The 19,074-nt window shown below is 70.8% G+C and carries 20 protein-coding genes; 8 read left to right on the top strand and 12 right to left on the bottom strand.

The annotated features are described in order from the left end of the window. Window positions 1-138: 138 nt before the first annotated feature. On the bottom strand, window positions 139-396 hold the full coding sequence (locus B1H29_RS12280; protein ID WP_003973730.1) for a WhiB family transcriptional regulator: 258 nt from the start codon (window positions 394-396) through the stop codon (window positions 139-141). A 321-nt stretch (window positions 397-717) separates the two neighbouring features. Further along, window positions 718-1,686, bottom strand: a complete 969-nt coding sequence (locus tag B1H29_RS12275) for a diacylglycerol/lipid kinase family protein (RefSeq protein ID WP_055417917.1) — start codon at window positions 1,684-1,686, stop codon at window positions 718-720. A gap of 125 nt (window positions 1,687-1,811) precedes the next feature. On the opposite strand from B1H29_RS12275, the gene B1H29_RS12270 reads away from it, so the two are divergent. Beyond that, a complete protein-coding gene (locus tag B1H29_RS12270; RefSeq protein ID WP_055417916.1) occupies window positions 1,812-2,258 on the top strand; it encodes a hypothetical protein in 447 nt (148 codons plus the stop codon). Between the two features lie 55 nt (window positions 2,259-2,313). Here the strand turns inward: B1H29_RS12270 and B1H29_RS12265 are convergent, their stop codons facing one another. The 3 genes from B1H29_RS12265 to B1H29_RS12255 all read right to left on the bottom strand — a co-directional run bounded on the left by B1H29_RS12265 (window position 2,314) and on the right by B1H29_RS12255 (window position 4,311). Continuing rightward, window positions 2,314-3,390 (bottom strand): RNA polymerase sigma factor SigF, encoded by a 1,077-nt coding sequence (locus tag B1H29_RS12265; protein WP_079160180.1) that lies wholly within the window; start codon window positions 3,388-3,390, stop codon window positions 2,314-2,316. Further along, the gene (locus B1H29_RS12260) at window positions 3,387-3,800 is read right to left on the bottom strand and encodes an anti-sigma regulatory factor (protein WP_003973726.1); all 414 of its coding nucleotides are present in this window, start codon (window positions 3,798-3,800) and stop codon (window positions 3,387-3,389) included. The genes B1H29_RS12265 and B1H29_RS12260 overlap by 4 nt, the downstream gene beginning before the upstream one ends. A gap of 250 nt (window positions 3,801-4,050) precedes the next feature. Beyond that, complete coding sequence (locus tag B1H29_RS12255) at window positions 4,051-4,311, bottom strand: UBP-type zinc finger domain-containing protein (RefSeq protein ID WP_055417915.1); 261 nt, start codon at window positions 4,309-4,311, stop codon at window positions 4,051-4,053. 62 nt (window positions 4,312-4,373) lie between these two features. Between B1H29_RS12255 and B1H29_RS12250 the strand changes: the two genes are divergently transcribed. Continuing rightward, on the top strand, window positions 4,374-5,966 hold the full coding sequence (locus B1H29_RS12250) for a Na+/H+ antiporter (protein ID WP_055417914.1): 1,593 nt from the start codon (window positions 4,374-4,376) through the stop codon (window positions 5,964-5,966). A gap of 397 nt (window positions 5,967-6,363) precedes the next feature. Here B1H29_RS12250 and B1H29_RS12245 read toward each other — a convergent pair whose 3' ends face one another. Beyond that, window positions 6,364-7,272, bottom strand: a complete 909-nt coding sequence (locus B1H29_RS12245) for a 1-aminocyclopropane-1-carboxylate deaminase/D-cysteine desulfhydrase (RefSeq protein ID WP_055417913.1) — start codon at window positions 7,270-7,272, stop codon at window positions 6,364-6,366. Window positions 7,273-7,308: 36 nt separating this feature from the next. After that, complete coding sequence (locus B1H29_RS12240; RefSeq protein WP_055417912.1) at window positions 7,309-7,887, bottom strand: N-acetylmuramoyl-L-alanine amidase; 579 nt, start codon at window positions 7,885-7,887, stop codon at window positions 7,309-7,311. Window positions 7,888-8,216: 329 nt separating this feature from the next. Here B1H29_RS12240 and B1H29_RS12235 point away from each other — a divergent pair, with 329 nt between their 5' ends. The 3 genes from B1H29_RS12235 to B1H29_RS12225 all read left to right on the top strand — a co-directional run bounded on the left by B1H29_RS12235 (window position 8,217) and on the right by B1H29_RS12225 (window position 11,807). After that, window positions 8,217-9,623 (top strand): family 2B encapsulin nanocompartment shell protein, encoded by a 1,407-nt coding sequence (locus tag B1H29_RS12235; protein ID WP_055417911.1) that lies wholly within the window; start codon window positions 8,217-8,219, stop codon window positions 9,621-9,623. Between the two features lie 87 nt (window positions 9,624-9,710). Beyond that, window positions 9,711-10,877, top strand: coding sequence for a family 2 encapsulin nanocompartment cargo protein polyprenyl transferase (locus tag B1H29_RS12230; protein WP_055417910.1), 1,167 nt, complete (start codon window positions 9,711-9,713; stop codon window positions 10,875-10,877). Window positions 10,878-11,159: 282 nt separating this feature from the next. Further along, window positions 11,160-11,807, top strand: coding sequence for a GNAT family N-acetyltransferase (locus B1H29_RS12225; protein ID WP_055417909.1), 648 nt, complete (start codon window positions 11,160-11,162; stop codon window positions 11,805-11,807). 188 nt (window positions 11,808-11,995) lie between these two features. Here B1H29_RS12225 and sodN read toward each other — a convergent pair whose 3' ends face one another. Beyond that, window positions 11,996-12,391, bottom strand: a complete 396-nt coding sequence (gene sodN / locus B1H29_RS12215) for a superoxide dismutase, Ni (protein ID WP_055417908.1) — start codon at window positions 12,389-12,391, stop codon at window positions 11,996-11,998. A 145-nt stretch (window positions 12,392-12,536) separates the two neighbouring features. Between sodN and sodX the strand changes: the two genes are divergently transcribed. Beyond that, on the top strand, window positions 12,537-12,974 hold the full coding sequence (gene sodX, locus B1H29_RS12210; protein WP_055417907.1) for a nickel-type superoxide dismutase maturation protease: 438 nt from the start codon (window positions 12,537-12,539) through the stop codon (window positions 12,972-12,974). Here the strand turns inward: sodX and B1H29_RS12205 are convergent. Beyond that, window positions 12,878-13,507 carry a CGNR zinc finger domain-containing protein gene (locus tag B1H29_RS12205; RefSeq protein WP_055417906.1) on the bottom strand — a complete coding sequence of 210 codons (630 nt, stop codon included), beginning with the start codon at window positions 13,505-13,507 and terminating at the stop codon, window positions 12,878-12,880. The genes sodX and B1H29_RS12205 overlap by 97 nt on opposite strands. 100 nt (window positions 13,508-13,607) lie before the next feature. Between B1H29_RS12205 and B1H29_RS12200 the strand changes: the two genes are divergently transcribed. Next, window positions 13,608-14,387 carry a class I SAM-dependent methyltransferase gene (locus B1H29_RS12200; protein WP_055417905.1) on the top strand — a complete coding sequence of 260 codons (780 nt, stop codon included), beginning with the start codon at window positions 13,608-13,610 and terminating at the stop codon, window positions 14,385-14,387. 83 nt (window positions 14,388-14,470) lie between these two features. On the opposite strand, the gene B1H29_RS12195 is transcribed toward B1H29_RS12200, so the two are convergent. The 3 genes from B1H29_RS12195 to B1H29_RS12185 are packed head-to-tail and all read right to left on the bottom strand — an operon-like array spanning window position 14,471 to window position 17,172. Continuing rightward, window positions 14,471-15,232, bottom strand: coding sequence for an amino acid ABC transporter ATP-binding protein (locus B1H29_RS12195; protein ID WP_055417904.1), 762 nt, complete (start codon window positions 15,230-15,232; stop codon window positions 14,471-14,473). Beyond that, window positions 15,229-16,179, bottom strand: coding sequence for an amino acid ABC transporter permease (locus B1H29_RS12190; protein ID WP_055417903.1), 951 nt, complete (start codon window positions 16,177-16,179; stop codon window positions 15,229-15,231). Before B1H29_RS12190 ends, B1H29_RS12195 begins: the two co-directional genes overlap by 4 nt. Window positions 16,180-16,209: 30 nt before the next feature. Next, window positions 16,210-17,172: an ABC transporter substrate-binding protein gene (locus tag B1H29_RS12185; RefSeq protein ID WP_055417902.1), complete on the bottom strand. Its 963-nt coding sequence runs from the start codon at window positions 17,170-17,172 to the stop codon at window positions 16,210-16,212. Window positions 17,173-17,812: 640 nt separating this feature from the next. On the opposite strand from B1H29_RS12185, the gene B1H29_RS12175 reads away from it, so the two are divergent. Further along, window positions 17,813-19,042, top strand: a complete 1,230-nt coding sequence (locus tag B1H29_RS12175) for an NAD(P)-dependent malic enzyme (protein ID WP_055417901.1) — start codon at window positions 17,813-17,815, stop codon at window positions 19,040-19,042. Window positions 19,043-19,074 lie beyond the last annotated feature (32 nt).

The raw sequence follows: 19,074 nt of genomic DNA, 5'->3' as shown, positions 1-19,074 counted from the left end.
GGTGAGGGTCCGGGGCTTGTGCTCGTGCGATCCATCGTCCGATGCGCATCGGGGGTACTGCGCGCTGCGGCTCGGGAGCGGGGGTTGTGTACTCGCTGTACACGCCGCCAAGCTCAGGCTGTCAGCAGGGGTGGATGGTCAGGCGGAGGCCTGACGAGCCCGGTTGCGGGCGGCACGGCGCTTCATTGCGCGGCGCTCGTCCTCGCTGAGACCACCCCAGACGCCGGAGTCCTGGCCGGACTCGAGCGCCCACTGCAGGCACTGCTCCATGACAGGGCAGCGACGGCAGACGGCCTTGGCTTCCTCGATCTGCAGCAGCGCGGGACCGGTGTTGCCGATGGGGAAGAAGAGCTCGGGGTCTTCCTCGCGGCAAACGGCGCGGTGACGCCAGTCCATGGCTGCTACCTCTCCTTGGTATTACATGCTGGGATGCTTGTGAATGTGAACGCTTTCACGAATCCCTCAACAAGGGAAGGGCCTACCGTCAGGTTGCCCTGGCGTGGTCCTGTGATTTGAAGAGGGGTTCTGGTGATCTGTGGAGGCCGGTGTTGCGGGCCGTTCCGATCGCCAAGAAGAGACTCGCAAACCTCGGCGGCGGATACAACCCCTTCCGGAAAGTTTTTTTTGATTCTTCGGTGTCGACTAGGTCACAGCCGTACTTCCATGGGGTGGACCCTGGTCTAAACGTTCGAGTGAAAGGACTTTCGCCCCTTCTGCTCACACAATCACACGCAGTGCACGGCGAACGCCTGTGAACGCCACGCTGGTCCGCAGCCCCAGGTGGTCACCGTCCATCTGAAGGGGCAGCGGCACCTTCGAATGCAAGGTGAACTCGGTCATATCGTGCAGGGAGACGGCGTGCCGGCCACGGGGGCCGCGCTCGGGGGACGAAGTGAGCAACTGGGTGCCATACCGGGCAACCGCGGCCGTCGACAGGCGGCTGAGGCCGAAGACGTCGAGCCCGGTATCGAACGAGGCCTTAGGTGACGCATAGATCGGGCGATTGCCGAGAAACGTCCAGGGGCACGTGTTCGAGACTATGGACAGCACCAGATCGGTGATCGGATCCTCGCCCGCCCGCTCCAGGGTGATCGTCCCGCTGCGGCGGTGCGGCTCGCCGATGAGCGCGCGCATCACCTGGCGGACATAGAGGGCGTGCGTCGACTTCTTCCCGCGCTCACGGTGCTGCTCGACCCGGCCGACCACGCCGGCGTCGAAACCCAGCCCGGCGTTGAAGGTGAACCAGCGGGCCGGGACCGCCTCGTCCTCGGTGCCCGGCGCACCCGAGGCCAGGCCCAGTCCGACGGTCCGCTCGCTGCCCTCGCGCAGCGCGTCCAGCAGGGCGCCGGTGGCCTCCACCGCGTGGTTGGGCAGGCCGAGGGCGCGGGCGAAGACGTTGGTGGAACCGCCGGGGACCACCGCGAGGCCAGGCAGGTGCTCCGGGTCGGGACCGGCGTGCAGCAGGCCGTTGACGACCTCGTTCACCGTGCCGTCGCCGCCGAGGGCCACCACCAGCTCGATGTCGTCGCTCTGCGCCGCCTGCCGGCCGAGGTCGCGCGCGTGGCCGCGGTACTCGGTGGTGACCGCCTCCAGCTTCATCTCGCTCGCGAGCGCGTGGATCAGCACGTCGCGCGTGCGCGCACTCGTGGTGGTTGCCGCCGGATTGACCACGAGAAGTGCACGCATGGTTTGCAGGGTACCTACTGAGTGGTACCCGGCCCAGACCGAGGTGGAGATCACCGCGGGCGCACGGCGCGCGGTCCGCCGGACGCGCCCGCGGGCGCCGGTGCGCCGAGGGCTACCCTGCAGGGGTGAGCAGTGAGCAGACCCCCACCCCCGAAGCCGCCGAAGAGGCGGGCCCCCGTCCCGGCAGGCTGACCGCCGCGGCCGCGCTGGCCGCACTGGAGGGGCTGGCGCTGGTCGTCGGCGGCGGCTGGATGCTCGTGGGAGGCCTCACCGGCCACCCCGACGACCGGACCTCGGCCATCACCGGCGGCGTCACCCTGATCGTCCTCGCCCTGCTGCCGCTGCTCGCCGCCCGTGGACTGCTCGGCCGGCGGGGATGGAGCCGGGGGCCCGCCGTCATCACGCAGATCATGGCGCTGCCCGTGGCCTACAACCTGCTGCAGGCGGACAGCGTGGCCATCCCGGGAGGCATCGTGCTCGGCGTCGTCGCCGTCACGGCGCTGGTGCTGCTCGTGAACCCCACGACCACCCAGGCCCTCGGCATCCGGGGGCCCGGCAGCGCCGAGGAGTAAGCGCCGCCCGGTGCTCCGGCCGTGGCGTGAGCGACCACCGGCCGGTGTCCGGCGGCTACTCCTCGACCAGCAGCTTCTCCCGTAGCTGTGCCAGCGTGCGGGCCAGCAGCCGCGACACGTGCATCTGGGAGATCCCGACCTCCTGCGCGATCTGCGACTGGGTCATGTTGCCGAAGAAGCGCAGCAGCAGGATCCGCTTCTCCCGCGGCGGAAGGTCCTCCAGCAGCGGCTTGAGGGACTCCCGGTACTCGACGCCCTCCAGGGCCTCGTCCTCGGCGCCCAGGGTGTCCGCGACCGCCGGGGACTCGTCGTCGGTGTCCGGGACGTCCAGGGACAGCGTGGAGTACGCGTTGGCCGACTCCAGGCCCTCCAGGACCTCCTCCTCCGAGATCGCCAGCTTCTCGGCGAGCTCGTGGACCGTGGGGGAGCGCCCGTGCAACTGCGAGAGTTCCGCCGTGGCCGTCGTCAGCGCCAGGCGGAGCTCCTGCAGGCGCCGCGGGACGCGCACCGCCCAGCCCTTGTCCCGGAAGTGCCGCTTGATCTCGCCGACGACGGTCGGGGTCGCGTACGTGGAGAACTCCACCCCGCGGTCCGGATCGAAGCGGTCGACGGACTTGATCAGTCCGATGGTGGCGACCTGGGTGAGGTCGTCCAGGGGCTCGCCGCGGTTGCGGAAGCGGCGCGCGAGGTGCTCGACGAGTGGCAGGTGCATGCGGACCAGCCGGTTGCGCAGCTCCGCGTACTCGGGGCTGTCCTTCTCCAGCGTGCGCAGCTCGGCGAACAGGAGGCGCGCCCCGCTGCGGTCCTGCGGGTCGTGCCGCGTGCCCCGTGCACCCGGCGCTTCGTCCTCGGAGTGTCGCTCGTGCTCGCTCATCGTCCCGCCCGTTGCCCTTTCCCGAGCCTTCGCCTCCGCTCGGACGGGCCGGACGGGGGCGTCCCCGGTCCGCTCTCCGTCGCCCGGGACGACGGCCTCGGGGGAGGCCTCGTCCTCCGGATGCGGCCGGGCCTGCTCGGGGATGCCGTCGATGCCGTCCGCCGTGCGCCGGGCCTCGTTCTCAGAACGTGTGCCCTCGGCCGGCAGCTCCCGTGTGCCGCGCTCTTCGTCCCGCACCGGCCCGTCCCCGTTCCTCACGTCGGCCCGGGTCCCGCGCCGCGCTGTTTGTAGAGGCTGATCGAAACGGTTTTGTCCTCGTCCACGGCGGAGGACACCTTGCCCGCGAGGGCGGACAGCACGGTCCAGGCGAAGGTGTCCCGCGACGGGGCGTGGCCGTCCGTGGTCGGCGCCGAGACAGTGACCTCGAGCGAGTCGTCGACGAGGCGGAAGACACAACTGAGCACCGAGCCGGGCACGGCCTGCTGAAGCAGGATCGCGCAGGCCTCGTCGACTGCGATGCGCAGGTCCTCGATCTCGTCGAGGGTGAAGTCCAAGCGGGCTGCGAGGCCGGCCGTCGCCGTACGCAGCACCGACAGGTAGGCACCCGCGGCCGGCAGCCGGACTTCGACGAAGTCCTGGGTCGCGGGCTCGCCTGCGATCTGGGACACCCTCACCTCCAAGGTGGTACAAGCGTTACAGGGCCGAGGGTCGCCCCTCGGGATAACGCGATACGTGGTTCAGCGGTGACGTTATCGCGCTCCGAACTTTCCTGTCCCCGAGACCCCAACCCCTTGCTGTCACTCATAGTAAACACATGAACACACACAGTGGCTAGGGGTTCGGCGGGCCCAAATCGGAAGAGCGCGCGCCGGGTTGACGTACCCAGGCCTCAGACGGTCGAACCGTCCCGGGCAGAGGTCACACGAGGACGTGGTCGACGAAGCACCAGCGCCAGTTCTCCCCGGGCTCGAAGGTGCGCATCACAGGGTGGCCCGTCTCCTTGTGGTGCGCCGTCGCGTGCCGCCTCGGCGAGGAGTCGCAGCAGCCGACGTGACCGCAGACGAGGCACAGCCGGAGCTGTACCGGATCCGTGCCCTCGGCCAGACACTCCGGGCAGGTCTCGCCGCGCGGTTCCGGTTCCGGGTGCGGCAGCGCGTCGGCGTGCGTGCACTGTTTCATGATTGCCAGGTTACGACGGGTGTGCGGATCACCGCGCGGAAAAACGAGGGCGGGCGAGGACGATGGACGTGATGCCGCTGCTGCTGCTGGTGGCGGGCAGCGCCGCGATCGCCGCGGCGGGCCGGCGCGTGCCGGTGCCGGCGCCGCTGCTGCTGGTCGCGGTGGGGCTGGCGGTGAGTTATGTCCCCGGAGTGCCGGACTACACCCTCGACCCGCACATCGTCCTGCCCCTGCTGCTGCCCCCGCTGCTCCACACGGCGGCCACCGACAGCTCCTACCTCGATCTGCGGGCACAGGTGCGGCCCGTGGCGCTGCTGTCCGTGGGCTACGTCCTGTTCGCCACCTTCGTCGTCGGCTGCGCCGCGTACCTGATCGTGCCGGGCCTGCCGCTGACCGCGGCCCTGGTGCTCGGCGCGGTGGTGGCGCCGCCGGACGCCGTCGCGGCCACGGCGGTCGCGCGCCGCGTGGGGCTGCCCTCTCGCATCACCACGATCCTCCAGGGCGAGTCCCTGGTGAACGACGCCACCGCCATCACCGCCTTCAGGGTGGCGCTCGCCGCGGCGGTCGGCGAGGGCGCCACGTGGGCCGGCGGGATCGCGGAGTTCCTGATCGCGGCCATCGGCGGTGTCGGTGTCGGGCTGGTGCTGATGGTGCCGCTGCACTGGCTGCGCACGCACGTGAGCGAGGCGCTGCTCAAGAACACGCTCTCCCTGCTGATCCCGTTCGTCGCCTACGCGGTCGCCGAGCAGGTGCACGCCTCCGGGGTGCTCGCGGTCGTGGTCGTCGCGCTCTATCTCGGCCACCGCGCGTGGGAGGTCGATTTCGCCACCCGTCTCCAGGAGGAGGCGGTGTGGAAGATGGTCGCGTTCGTCCTGGAGTCGGCCGTGTTCGCCCTGATCGGCCTCCAGTTGCCCGTCGTCCTCAAGGGCCTCGGTGACTACGAGGGCGCCGACGCGGCCTGGTACGCGGTCGCCGTCTTCCTGGTCGTCGCCGTGGCGAGGTTCGTGTGGGTGTATCCGGCGACCTTCCTGCCGCGCTTGTCGGCACGCGTACGCGAGCGTGAGGGCGACCTCTCCTGGAAGGTGCCGTTCGTGATCGGCTGGGCCGGTATGCGGGGCGTGGTGTCGCTGGCGATCGCCTTCTCCATCCCGCTCACCGTGCACGGCGGCGATCCCTTCCCCGAGCGCAACCTCATCCTGTTCCTCACCTTCACCACGGTCATCGGGACACTCGTCGTCCAGGGCGTCACCCTGCCGCCGCTGATCAGCCTGCTGAAGTTCCCCGCGCGCGACGTACGGGTCGAGACGCTCGCGGAGGCCAACGCGCAGGCGCAGGCCTCCCGGGCGGCCGAGCAGCGCCTGGACGACCTCCTCGCCGACGAGCGCAACGCCCTGCCGGCCCCGCTCGCCGACCGCCTCCGCACGGTGCTGGAGCGGCGCCGCAACGCCGTCTGGGAACGGCTCGGACAGGTCAACCCCGTCACCGGGGAGACCGTCGACGACACCTACCGGCGGCTGTCGCGGGAGATGATCAGCGCCGAACGCGAGGTCTTCGTCCGGCTCCGGGACGGCCGCTACATCGACGACGAGATGCTCCGGACGCTGCTGCGCCGACTGGACCTGGAGGAGGCGGCGGCATACCGGGAGGCGGCGTAGCGGCGCCCACGCGCGCGTGAGGTGCCGGGCGAGGGGAACGGTGCGAGGGCCCGTCGCCCGCCCGTAGACCGAACCGGCCTCGCCCGAACGCGCGGGGCGGGCCCTGTGCTCCAGGGCGCGGAGGCGTGCGCACGCGTCGGTGAGGCCGTTGGAGCCGCAGAGCGTGTCGGGAGTCCCGGCCGTCCGGGGACCGCGAGGCCGCCCGAACGCGCCGGGCGGCCTCGCGGTCGGGTAGGCGTCCCACTCCGCGAGGGCGCCGGGACCCGCCGGTCGTGGGCCGGCCGGGGGCCGGGTGCGCCGGGGCCGAAGGCCGGCGGCGGCCGGTTCGGCGGTGTACCGCACGCGGGACCACGAGGCCCTGCGGCGCCCCCGACGCCTGGCGGGGTCCGTCGTCCGCTCAGGGGAAGGGGCGGCCGGTGATGACGGCCGCCAGGGCCGTGCCACGCGGGAAGGCGCCCTCCTCGGCGAGCGTGAGCAGGGCGTGGAGCATCTTGGCGACGTAGACGCGCTCCACGGGGAGGCCGTGGCGGTGTTCGAAGTCTTCGGCGAAGGAGTCGAGCTCCGGAGTGGTGCGGGCGTAGCCGCCGTGGTGGAAGCGGTCGTCGAGGCTCCAGGTGCCGCGGAGCCCGCCGAAGGCACGGACCTGGAGCCGCCGTATGTCGTCGGCCAGGAAGCCGCCCTTGAGGACGGGTATCCCGAGCGTCCGGCGGCCCGGCGGGAGGCCGGCGGCCAGCCCGGCGAGCGTGCCGCCGGTGCCGCAGGCGAGCGCGACCACGTCGGCGTGCTCGCCCAGCTCCTCGCCGAGGGCCCGGCAGCCGCGGACTGCCTCCGGGTTGCTGCCGCCCTCGGGGACGACGACCGCGCCCTCGGCGTCCGCCGCACGCAGGAGGGCCGCCAGGATCTCCGGTTCGGCCTTGCGGCGGTACGCCGAGCGGTCGGCGAAGTGCAGCCGCATGCCGTCGGCCGCGCACCGGGCCAGCGAGGGATTGAGCGGCCGGCCGGCCAGTTCCTGGCCGCGGACCACGCCCACGGTGGACAGGCCGAGCAGCCGGCCGGCGGCGGCCGTGGCGCGCAGGTGGTTGGAGTAGGCGCCACCGAACGTGAGGACGGTACGGCCGTCCGCCGTGGTGAGATTCGGTGCGAGTTTGCGCCATTTGTTGCCGACCAGCTCGGGGTGGATGAGATCGTCCCGCTTCAGCAGCAGGCGGACACCGCGACGTCCGAACCGCTCGTCGGCGACCTCCTGCACAGGAGAGGGCAGGCGGGGGCGCAGGGCGGCGAGGCCGCGGGTGTCGGTGCCGGTCACCCCGCCATTGTCACGCCGCGGCGCACAGCGGACACGTCACTTCAGCCGGTCCCGGATCCGTCCCCGCATCGACGCCATCGTGAACCCCCGCGGATCGACCTTCCCCGGCTGCCATTCGAGGTGGCCGATGACGGATCGTTCGTTCCACCCGTGGCGGCGGCAGACCGCGGCGGCGGCCCGCTCGATCGCCTCCAACTGCGCCGTCGGCCAGGGATCGTCGCCGTCGCCCAGGTTCTCGCACTCGAAGCCGTAGAAGTGCCGGTTGCCGTCGGTGTTCGCCTCGTTGTCCCGGGGCAGCCCCTTCTCCGCGATCACCGCGCGCAGCACGTCGTCGTCACCGAGCCCGGCGTGGTTGGCCCGGCCGTACCCGACCAGGTGGACCTTGCCGTCCTTGGTGATGACCCCGTGGCACAGTGGCCCCGGCAGGCCTTCGTAACCCTTGCGGCAGATCTCCACGGTCCGCGCGCTGCCCTTGGTGACCGTGTGGTGGATCATCACGCCGTGCACGGGTCCCCAGGGACCTTTGTGATTGCGGTTGTGGTCCCGCCAGTCGCCGACCTGGACGACGGTGAGGCCCTCCGCCTTCAGTGTCTTGAGGAAACTGCTCGCGGACATGGGTGACGCCACGGCCGACTCCTTCACGCTGCGCGACGACCGCCCGGCGCGTTCGCCTCGTAGGGAGCTTGTACCTAAGCGGAGTGCTCGCTAGTACCTGTTCGGTCCGTGTGCGATCCGATCCGGACAACCCCGTCCCGACCGACAGTTTTGAACAGATACCGACAAGAAACCGCGAACCCGAACGGGCTGCCCCTCTCTGCCCCGGTCATCGTTGATCCATTCCCGCTCTTTCGGGTAATAGCACCGGCACTCTCCGTGAGGAAGGCTGGTTCACGCACATCGATGCCGGGCGCAGCCGTCCGGCATGACCGGGAGGGCAATTCCTTATGTCGGTAGGCGAAGAGGTCCGCACCGAGCAGGCCAGGCCGCAGCAGAGTCTTGGCACGGCGGCCGCGCGGAACCTGGCCACCACGACCAAGTCCGTTCCTCAGATGCAGGAGATCAGCTCCCGCTGGCTGCTGCGCACGCTTCCGTGGGTGGACATCCAGGGCGGCACGTACCGGGTGAACCGGCGCATGACCTTCGCCGTCGGCGACGGCCGGGTGACGTTCGTGAAGACCGGCGACCGGGTCGAGGTCATCCCCGCCGAACTGGGCGAGCTGCCGGCCCTGCGGTCGTACGAGGACGAGGAGGTGCTCTCGGAACTCGCGCAGCGCTGTGAGCAGCGTGAGTTCGGCCCGGGCGAGGTGATCGCCTCGTTCGGCGGCCAGGCCGACGAGGTCTACCTGCTGGCGCACGGCAAGGTGGAGAAGGTCGGCACCGGCCCCTACGGCGACGACGCGGTGCTCGGGGTCCTGGCCGACGGCGCCTACTTCGGTGACCAGGCGCTGCTCGACGGGGACGCCATCTGGGAGTACACCGCCCGCACCGTCACCGCCTGCACGGTGCTCGTGCTGCCCCGCCAGGAGGTGGAGCAGGTCGCGGAGCGCGCGGAATCACTGCGCACGCACCTCGAGGAGCGGCGCTCGATCCCGGAGCAGCGCACCAACCGGCTCGGCGAGAAGGCGATCGACCTCTCCGCCGGTCACAGCGGCGAGCCGGACATCCCGCACACCTTCGTCGACTACGACGCCCGGCCCCGCGAGTACGAACTGAGCGTCGCCCAGACCGTGCTGCGCATCCACTCCCGCGTGGCCGATCTCTACAACCAGCCGATGAACCAGACCGAGCAGCAGCTCCGGCTGACGGTCGAGGCGCTGAAAGAACGTCAGGAGCACGAGCTCGTCAACAACCGCGAGTTCGGCCTGCTGCACAACTGCGAGTACGACCAGCGGATCCAGCCGCACGACGGCGTGCCGGGCCCGGACGACCTGGACGAGCTGCTGAGCCGCCGCCGCGGCACCAAGCTGCTCCTCGCCCACCCGCGCGCGATCGCCGCGATCGGCCGGGAGCTCAACAAGCGCGGGCTCGTCCCCGAGACGATCGACATCGCGGGCAACCGCATCCCGACCTGGCGGGGTGTGCCGATCTACCCCTGCAACAAGATCCCGGTCACCGAGGCCCGTACGTCCTCGATCATCGCGATGCGCACCGGCGAACAGGACCAGGGCGTCATCGGCCTCCGTGCCACCGGAATCCCCGACGAGATCGAGCCGAGTCTGTCGGTGCGTTTCATGGGCATCAACGAGCAGGCCATCATCAAGTACCTGGTCACGGCCTACTACTCGGCCGCGGTCCTCGTACCCGACGCGCTCGGCGTCCTGGAGAACGTCGAGATCGGCCGCTGGCAGTGACGCCGGTCTCCCGAACGCCGTGTCCCCGCCCTCCCGGGCGGGTACACCCCGGGGGTGCGGAGACGGGCGAATGGGGGAGGTGAGTCCATGACAGAGGCTCGGCACGCCACCGAGGCGCGTCGCCCCGCCGGGACGCTGGAAAGGCACGGGCACATCGGCACGCAGCGGGAGCAGGGGCCGAAGAAGCCGGGGGCGTTGTCCGACGGGCAGGGGCCGGCGGGGCCCGACGGACACGAGGCGACGGTGCTCCTGCGGGAGTCCCGGGCGTCGGTCGACCCCGAACTGCGCTCCGCCATCGCGTCACTGCCCGCCTCGATGCGCCGGATCGCGCTCTACCACTTCGGCTGGCAGCACGCGGACGGCACGCCCGCGGGGGGCAACGCGGGCAAGGCGATCCGCCCGGCGCTCGTCCTCACCTCGGCCGCCGCGCTCGGCGGACCCGGGGCGCGGACGGCGGCGGCGCGGGCCGCGGCGGCGGTGGAGCTGGTCCACAACTTCACGTTGCTGCACGACGACGTGATGGACCGTGACACCACCCGGCGCCACCGCCCCACCGCGTGGACCGTGTTCGGCGACGCCGACGCGATCCTCGCCGGGGACGCCCTCCAGGCGCTGGCCCTGCGGCTGCTCGCCGCCGACCCCCACCCGGCGTCGCCGGCGGCCGCCGCCCGGCTCGCCGACTGCGTCATGGAACTCTGCGAGGGCCAGCACGCGGACACGGCCATGGAGCGGCGCGCCCCGGGCGAGGTCACCCTCGACGAGACGCTCGCCATGGCCGAGGCCAAGACCGGCGCCCTGCTGGGATGCGCCTGCGCCCTCGGCGCGCTGTACGCCGGAGCCGCCGCCGAGGACGTCGAGGCCCTGGACGCCTTCGGCCGCGAGGCGGGCCTCGCCTTCCAGCTCATCGACGACGTCATCGGCATATGGGGCGACCCGCGCCGTACCGGCAAGCCGGCCGGCGCGGACCTGGCCGCCCGCAAGAAGTCGCTGCCGGTGGTCGCCGCCCTCACCTCCGGCACCCCGGCCGCCGCCGAACTCGCCGAGTTGTACGCGGCGCCGTACGAGGAGGGCGAGGAGGACCTGGAGCGCACCGCACTGGCCGTGGAGCGGGCGGGTGGCCGGGACTGGGCGCAGGTCCAGGCGGCCGACCGGATGGCCCGGGCCGTACAGGAGCTGGCCCGGGCCGTGCGCGACCCGGAGGCGGCGGGCGGCCTGCTCGCGCTGGCCGAGTTCGTGACCCGGCGCAGCGCCTGACGGCCACCCTGGCCGGCCCGGCGAGCGCGCGACGCCCGGCCGGCCGCGCAAGACCCCGGAGCCCGTGCAGGACCGTACGGACCTGACCGACGTACGGCCGCACCGCCGAGGGCTCCGGTTCGGCGGGTCCCGCACTTCCCCACGGTGTGCGGGGCCCGCCCCCTTCCGGTGTACGGCCGTACGGCCGGGGGCCGCCGACCGGCGCCCGCCTCCGCCGGCATCTGCGGCTAGGCTCAACCGCCGTACGGACGAGCGGTGTTGAGCCGAAGGGGCGGGCGGGACATGGGTGTGGTGATCCGGACGGCGGGGGAGGGCGACCGGGAGCTGGTCGTGCGGCTGCTGGACGAGGCCTTCCAGGACGATCCGGTGAGCGGCTGGGTCTTTCCCGACGAGGAGTACCGCCGCCGGACGCACCATCGGCTCATGGCGGCCTTCACCGACGCCGTGCTGGCCGACGGGCGCATCGATCTCACCGAGGACGGCGCGGCCTGCGCCCTGTGGCTGCCCGTGCCGGCGGACGGGCACACCGGCGACGAGCCCGGCGGTGACACCGGCGGTGACACCGGCGGCGGGGCCGAGGACGGCTCCGTCCAGGTGCGCGAGGCGGTCGACCCGGACAACGAGCGAGTCGAGCTGATAGCCCGGCTGACGGAGGGCATCCACCCGTACGGCCGGGCCCACGAGTACCTGTGGATGATCGGCGTCCTGCCCGGACGGCAGGGCGAGGGCCTGGGCACCGCGCTCATCGAAGCGGTCCTGGAACGCTGCGACCGCGAGCGGCTGCCCGCGTACCTGGAGGCCAGCAGTGCCCGCGGCCGGGGGCTGTACGAGCGCCTCGGCTTCGAGTTCACCGGCCGGCCCCTGGACCTGCCGGACGGCCCCCGGATGTGGCCGATGTGGCGCGAACCCCGGACACCGGCGACCGCCTGACCGCGACGCGCTGCTACGTGAACCGGGCGTCCAGGCCGGCTTCCGGGTCCGCGAGTCCGTGCAGGAGGCGGTGAAAGAAGGCCGCACCCGGTCCGTCAGGGACGCCGTGCTCGGCGTACCGCGGGCCGGGTGCGGACCGGAAGACCCAGCGACCAGGGAAAGCGCAGGTCAAACGGCGGGATCGAAGATCAGGCCTTCTTGGTCTCCCAGAAGATCTTGTCGACCTGGGCGATGTAGTCCAGGGCCTTCTGGCCGGTCGCCGGGTCGGTCGAACCCTTGGCGGCCGACAGGGCCTTCAGGGTGTCGTTGACGAGCTGGTGCAGCTCCGGGTACTTCTCGAAGTGCGGGGGCTTGAAGTAGTCGCTCCACAGCACGGAGACGTGGTGCTTCGCGAGCTCGGCGCGCTGCTCCTTGATGACCGTGGCGCGAGCCTGGAAGTGCGGGTCGTCGTTACCGGCCATCTTTTCCTGGACGGCCTTCACGGACTCCGCCTCGATGCGGGCCTGGGCCGGGTCGTACACGCCGCAGGGCAGGTCGCAGTGGGCGCTGACCGTGACCTTGGGGGCAAACAGGCGGGAAAGCATGGAGCGTTCCTTCCTCGTGATCGTCTTCTCAGGGGGGACATTACTCCCTGGGAGGCCCGATTTCGCGAGTGCCCCCGTGGGCTTAGGACAAAAGTCCGGGGTGAGACTGAGACTGGTGGAGGAAAGACCGGGGAGGTGCCGGGTCATGCCGGAGCAGTTGTCGCAGGAGAGCGAACGTGCGAGAGGGGCCCTGCCCTTCGGGCCGGCCGAGGTGACCGGGCCGTCCATGGTGCCCACGCTGCACCACGGGGACGTGCTCCTGGTGCACTGGGGGGCCAGGGTGCGGCCCGGTGACGTGGTCGTGCTGAGGCATCCCTTCCAGCAGGACCTCCTCGTGGTCAAACGCGCCGTCGAGCGGCGCGGGACCGGCTGGTGGGTACTGGGGGACAACGCGTTCGCGGGCGGGGACAGCACCGACTACGGGGTGGTCCCCGGGGAGCTCGTGCTCGGCAGGGCGCGGCTGCGGTACCGGCCGCTCAGGCCGGGTCAGCGCTCGCCGTTCGCCGTGGTCCGCTGGGTGCTGTCGGCGCTCAGGCCGGTGCTGACCGACCGGTCCGCCTCCAGGCGCTTGCGGGCGCGGTAGGCCGCCACGTTGGCACGGGTGGCGCAGCGGTCGGAGCAGTACCGCCGGGAGCGGTTGGTGGAGGTGTCCAGGTAGGCGTTGCGGCAGGGGGAGGCCTCGCACAGGCCCAGGCGGTCCACGCCGTACTCGGTGAGGTGGAAGGCCAGGCCCATCGCCGCGATGGCGGCGAAACCGGCCGTCGCGTTGGACGGATGATCCGCCAGGTGCATGTGCCACAGCGGGCTGCCGTCGTCGTCGCGGTGGTCGTGGCCGGAGATCTGCGGGCTCACCGGGAACTCCAGCAGGAGGGAGTTGAGGAGGTCCACGGCAAGCGTCTCGTCGCCGCCGTCGGCCGCCTCGAAGACCGAGCGCAGCCGTCCCCGCACCGAACGGAACCGGGTCACGTCCGCGTCCGTCGCGCGCCGGGCCGCCGACTGGTTGATGCCGAAGAGCTCGCGGACGGCCTCGACCGAGGTCAGTGAGTCCTGCCCCCGGGCCGGTTCCTCGGTGTTGACGAGACGTACGGCGTAATCCGAGTAATAGGCCAGTTCCACTTGTAGTCCTTACGAAGGGGCTCTATGGTCGTGCCTGCGATCAGGTAACGGCTGATCGTGCTTCCAGGGTATTACGTCTCGTACGCGACGGAGGGGCTCGATGACGGACGCGGACACCACCACTACCATCACGACCGCCGCTGACTGGCGGGCCTGGCAGGTGAGCTGGGACCGGCAGCAGGAGTGGTACATGCCGGACCGCGAGCAACGCTTCCGGACCATGCTGGACATGGTCGAGGCCCTGGTCGGCCCCGCGCCGCGGGTGCTCGACCTCGCCTGCGGCACCGGGACCATCACCGCCCGGCTGCTCGCCCGGTTCCCCAGGGCCACCAGCACCGGCGTGGACCTCGACCCGGCGCTCCTGGCCATCGCCGAGGGCACCTTCGCGGGTGACGAACGAGTCTCCCTGGTCGCCGCCGACCTGAAGGACCCCGACTGGACGGCGCGACTGCCTTACGGCTCCTACGACGCCGTCCTGACCGCCACGGCCCTGCACTGGCTCCACGCCGAACCCCTCGCGGCCCTCTACGGTCAGGTCGCGGAACTGGTCCGCGACGGTGGTGTCCTCATGAACGCGGATCACATGATCGACGAGACGACGCCACGGATCAACGAGGCCGAGCGCGCCCAGCGGCACGCGCAGATGGAGGCGGCCAAGCGCGACGGCGCGCTCGACTGGGCCCAATGGTGGCAGCTCGCCGCCAAGGACCCGGTCCTCGCCGGGCCCACGGCCCGCCGCTTCGAGATCTACGGCGAGCACGCCGACGGTGACACGCCCTCGGCGGCGTGGCACGCGCGCGTGCTGCGCGAGAAGGGATTCGGCGAGGTGCGGCCGGTGTGGTGCTCGCCGTCGGACACGCTGCTGCTGGCCCTCAAGTAGCCCGGGAGCAGCCCGAAGGGGCGGTACGGATCTCCGTACCGCCCCTCGGCCTGTCGTCGTGCGGTCCGCCGCCTCGCGGGCGTTCAGAGGACCTTGGACAGGAACGCCTTCGTCCGCTCGTGCTGCGGGTCGGTCAGGACGTCGCGCGGGTTGCCCGACTCGACCACCACGCCGTCGTCCATGAAGACCAGGCTGTCGCCGACCTCCCGGGCGAAGCCCATCTCGTGGGTGACGACGACCATCGTCATGCCGGACTCGGCGAGGTCGCGCATGACGTCGAGGACGTCGCCGACCAGCTCGGGGTCGAGCGCCGAGGTCGGCTCGTCGAACAGCATCAGCTTCGGGTCCATGGCGAGGGCCCGTGCGATGGCGACGCGCTGCTGCTGGCCGCCGGAGAGCTGCGAGGGGTAGTTGCCGGCCTTGTCGCCCAGGCCCACCCGCTCCAGGAGCTGGCGCGCGCGGTCCCTGGCCTGGGCCTTGCTCACGCCCTTGACCTGCACCGGCGCCTCCATGACGTTCTCCAGGGCCGTCATGTGCGGGAACAGGTTGAAGCGCTGGAAGACCATGCCGATGTCCCGCCGCTTGACGGCGACCTCGCTGTCCTTGAGCTCGTAGAGCTTGTCGCCCTTCTGGCGGTAGCCGACCAGCTCGCCGTCGACGTACAGCCGCCCGGCGTTGATCTTCTCCAGGTGGTTGATGCAGCGCAGGAAGGTCGACTTGCCGGAGCCGGAGGGGCCGATGAGGCAGAACACCTCGCCCTGCTTCACCTCCAGGTCGATGCCCTTGAGGACCTCGACCGCGCCGAAGGACTTGTGGACGCCCTCGGCCTTCACCATGGCGGTCATGCCGCGCCTCCCGTCGTGCTGGAGCGGTTCGACAGGGACAGCAGGTTCGCCCTGATCTTCTGCATCGGGGTCTTCGGCAGGCTGCGGCTGGAGCCGCGCGCGTAGTAGCGCTCCAGGTAGTACTGGCCGACGCTGAAGACCGAAGTCAGCAGCAGGTACCAGGCCGCGGCCAGGAACAGCATCTCGGCCGGCGCGCCGGAGGTCTGGCCGATGTCCTGGGCGACCCGGAACAACTCGGCGTACTGGACGACCGACACCAGCGAGGTCGTCTTCAGCATGTTGATGACCTCGTTGCCCGTCGGCGGCACGATCACGCGCATCGCCTGCGGGACCACGATCCGGCGCAGCGTCTTGGTGTGGCTCATGCCGAGCGCGTGGGCCGCCTCGGTCTGGCCCTCGTCGACCGCCAGCAGACCGGCGCGGCAGATCTCCGCCATGTACGCGGCCTCGTTGAGACCGAGACCGAGCAGCGCCGTCAGGAACGGCGTCATGAAGTCCGACCACTCGTCGCGGTAGAACGGGCCGAGGTTGATGTACTCGAAGACCAGGCCCAGGTTGAACCAGACGACGAGCTGCACCAGGACGGGCGTGCCGCGGAAGAACCAGATGTAGAACCACGCGATGGACGAGGTCACCGGGTTCTTCGACAGCCGCATCACGGCGAGCAGGATGCCGCCGAAGACGCCGATCAGCATCGCGAGGACGGTGATCAGGAGCGTCTTGCCCATGCCGGTCAGGACGCGGTCGTCGAAGAAGTAGTCCGGGATCGCACCCCAGTTGATCTTGCCCTGGGAGAACGCGTAGACGACCGCGGCCAGCAGCGCGATCGCGACGACCGCGGAGACGTACCGCCCGTAGTGCCGGACCGGGATGGCCTTGATGGCCTCCGGTCCGGCCGGCGGGGTGTCGGCCGGGCCGCCCGCCGTCTTGTCGATGTCAACAGTCACGGATGTTGCCTTTCAGTGCCCGCCGCGCGGTCACTTGCCGCCGTTGATGGTGGCCTCCGTGACGGCGCCTTCCGCGACGCCCCACTTGTCGAGGACCTTCTTGTACTCGCCGTTCGCGATCACCGCGTCCATCGCCGCCTTCAGGGCGTCCCGCAGCTTCGTGTTGTCCTTGGCGACCGCGATGCCGTACGGCGCGGCCTCGACCTGCTCGCCGACGATCTGGAAGTCGTCGCCGCCGCCGGAGGTCTTCACCGCGTACGCCGCGACCGGGAAGTCGGACGAACCGGCGTCGGCGCCGCCCGCGCGCAGGCGGGTCTGGGCCTGCTGGTCGTTGTCGAAGGGCTGCATGGAGATCTTCTTGCCCGCCGGGCACTTCTCGTTCTCGGCCTTGGCGAGGTCCTCCGAGACCGTGCCGCGCTGGAGCACGAGCTTCTTGCCGCAGAGGTCGGCCCAGGTCTTGATGCCCTGGTCGTCGCCCTTCTTGGTGTAGATCGAGACACCGGCGGTGAAGTAGTCCACGAAGTCGACGCCCTGGCCGACCTTCTTGCCGGTGTCCGAGTCGATGCCCTCCTGGCGGTCCTTGGTGTCGGTCATCGCCGACATGGCGATGTCGTAGCGCTTGGAGCGCAGACCGGTGATCAGGGTGTCGAAGGTGCCGTTCTCGAACTCGAACTTCACCCCGAGCTGCTTGCCCATGGCGTCCGCGAGATCTGGGTCGATGCCGACCGTCTTGCCGGACTTGTCCTTGAACTCGACCGGGGCGTAGGCGATGTCGGAGCCGACCTTGATGACGCCCTTGTCACGGATGGACTGCGGGAGCCGGTCGGCCAGGGGGGCGCCCGCCGCGGACTGGTTGTCGCTGCTGCCGGAGTCGCTGCTCTCGGTCTGGTCGCCGCATCCGGTGAGCAGCAGAGCGCCTGCGACCGCGATCGCACCGACCGCTGCTATCCGGGAGTGCGCGGCGGTCGTACGACGGGTGGAGCTTGCGGTCATGGTGGTTCCTCCGGCGGTGAAGGGAGTTGCCGATGGGGGCGGTGGACTTCCGGTGGGACGGGACGCCGGCCGGGTACCGGCAGGCGCCGTGGGTCGACGAGAGCACACGCCTTCGAGTGTCGCGACCTCGTGTGATTACGGCATCTTGCCATTCGGACTCGGCCATTCAGGGGGGACGCCATGTCAAAATCGGATAACGGGTCACCGCCCGAACCGCACCAGGTCGGTACATCACGACCGAACCTTTACGGGAATCGGCCCTTCCGGCCGAAAGATCTTCGGCATTTCTCGATATGTGGGCATGGTTCACCGGCGCGCGCGGCTGCTGAAGGCGTGTTCTCCAGGCCTGTCAAGGGGCGGCGAGAAGTTGTCCGGATCACTGGGTATGAGCCATGTCACCGACATGCGGCGTCCGGGGTCCGACATGTGAGCTTGCACTTATCGGACTCGTCGCGGGGGGTGTCCGTCGGGTAAGAAGGTTCTTTACACCCCTCATCAGGGGCTCAGGGCGCGTGTGCGGCGCGCCCGTCGCGCAGGGGTCCGTGTGGCCCAGACAGCCATCTTCCTGCGCGGTGCCCGCCCATTCCTCACCAGGAGTGGACAAACCCTCAAACCATGAACTCTTAAGGGGTAAGACAAAGTGGCAGCGGAGATCGTCAATCCTCGCAGCGACAGCGGCGCCAGTGCGGAGCAGGAGGCGGGCGCCGAGCCCCTCGACTCCTTCGACCCCGCGTTCGCGCTGCACCGCGGCGGCAAGATGGCCGTGCAGGCCACCGTGCCGGTCCGTGACAAGGACGACCTGTCCCTGGCGTACACGCCCGGCGTCGCGAAAGTGTGCAGCGCGATCGCCGAGCAGCCCGACCTCGTGCACGACTACACGTGGAAGTCGTCGGTCGTGGCGGTCGTGACGGACGGTACGGCCGTTCTGGGGCTCGGGGACATCGGGCCCGAGGCCTCTCTTCCGGTGATGGAAGGGAAGGCGATCCTGTTCAAGCAGTTCGGCGGTGTGGACGCGGTTCCGATCGCGCTGAACTGCACGGACGCCGACGAGATCGTCGAGACGGTGGTGCGGCTCGCGCCCTCCTTCGGTGGCGTGAACCTGGAGGACATCTCGGCGCCGCGGTGCTTCGAGATCGAGCGCAAGCTCCAGGAGCGCCTGGACATCCCGGTCTTCCACGACGACCAGCACGGCACGGCGGTCGTGACGCTGGCGGCCCTGCGGAACGCCGCGCGGCTGAGCGGGCGGACGCTGGGTGAGCTGCGGGCGGTGATCTCGGGTGCGGGCGCGGCCGGTGTCGCCATCGCCAAGATGCTGGTCGAGGCCGGCATCGGGGACGTCGCGGTGGCCGACCGCAAGGGCGTCGTCTCGGCCGACCGGGACGACCTGACCCCGGTCAAGCGGGAAGTGGCCTCCTTCACCAACAAGGCGGGGCTGTCCGGCTCGCTGGAGGCGGCCCTGTCCGGCGCCGACGTCTTCATCGGCGTCTCCGGCGGTACGGTGCCGGAGCCGGCGGTCGCCTCGATGGCGAAGGGCGCGTTCGTCTTCGCGATGGCCAACCCGAACCCCGAGGTGCACCCGGAGGTCGCCCACAAGTACGCGGCGGTCGTCGCGACGGGGCGGTCGGACTTCCCGAACCAGATCAACAACGTGCTGGCGTTCCCGGGCATCTTCGCGGGCGCGCTGCAGGTGCGGGCGTCCCGGATCACCGAGGGTATGAAGCTCGCGGCGGCCGAGGCGCTGGCCTCGGTGGTGGGCGACGACCTCGCCGCGGACTACGTCATCCCGTCCCCGTTCGACGAGCGCGTCGCGCCGGCCGTCACGGCCGCGGTGGCGGCGGCGGCTCGGGCGGAGGGGGTCGCGCGCCGGTGACGGTGTGACTCCGCGTGGGGTGAACGGCCTCG

It is taken from the genome of Streptomyces pactum (genome assembly GCF_002005225.1).
GTDB lineage: Bacteria > Actinomycetota > Actinomycetes > Streptomycetales > Streptomycetaceae > Streptomyces > Streptomyces pactum_A.
This window is presented reverse-complemented; position numbering and strand designations above follow the sequence as displayed.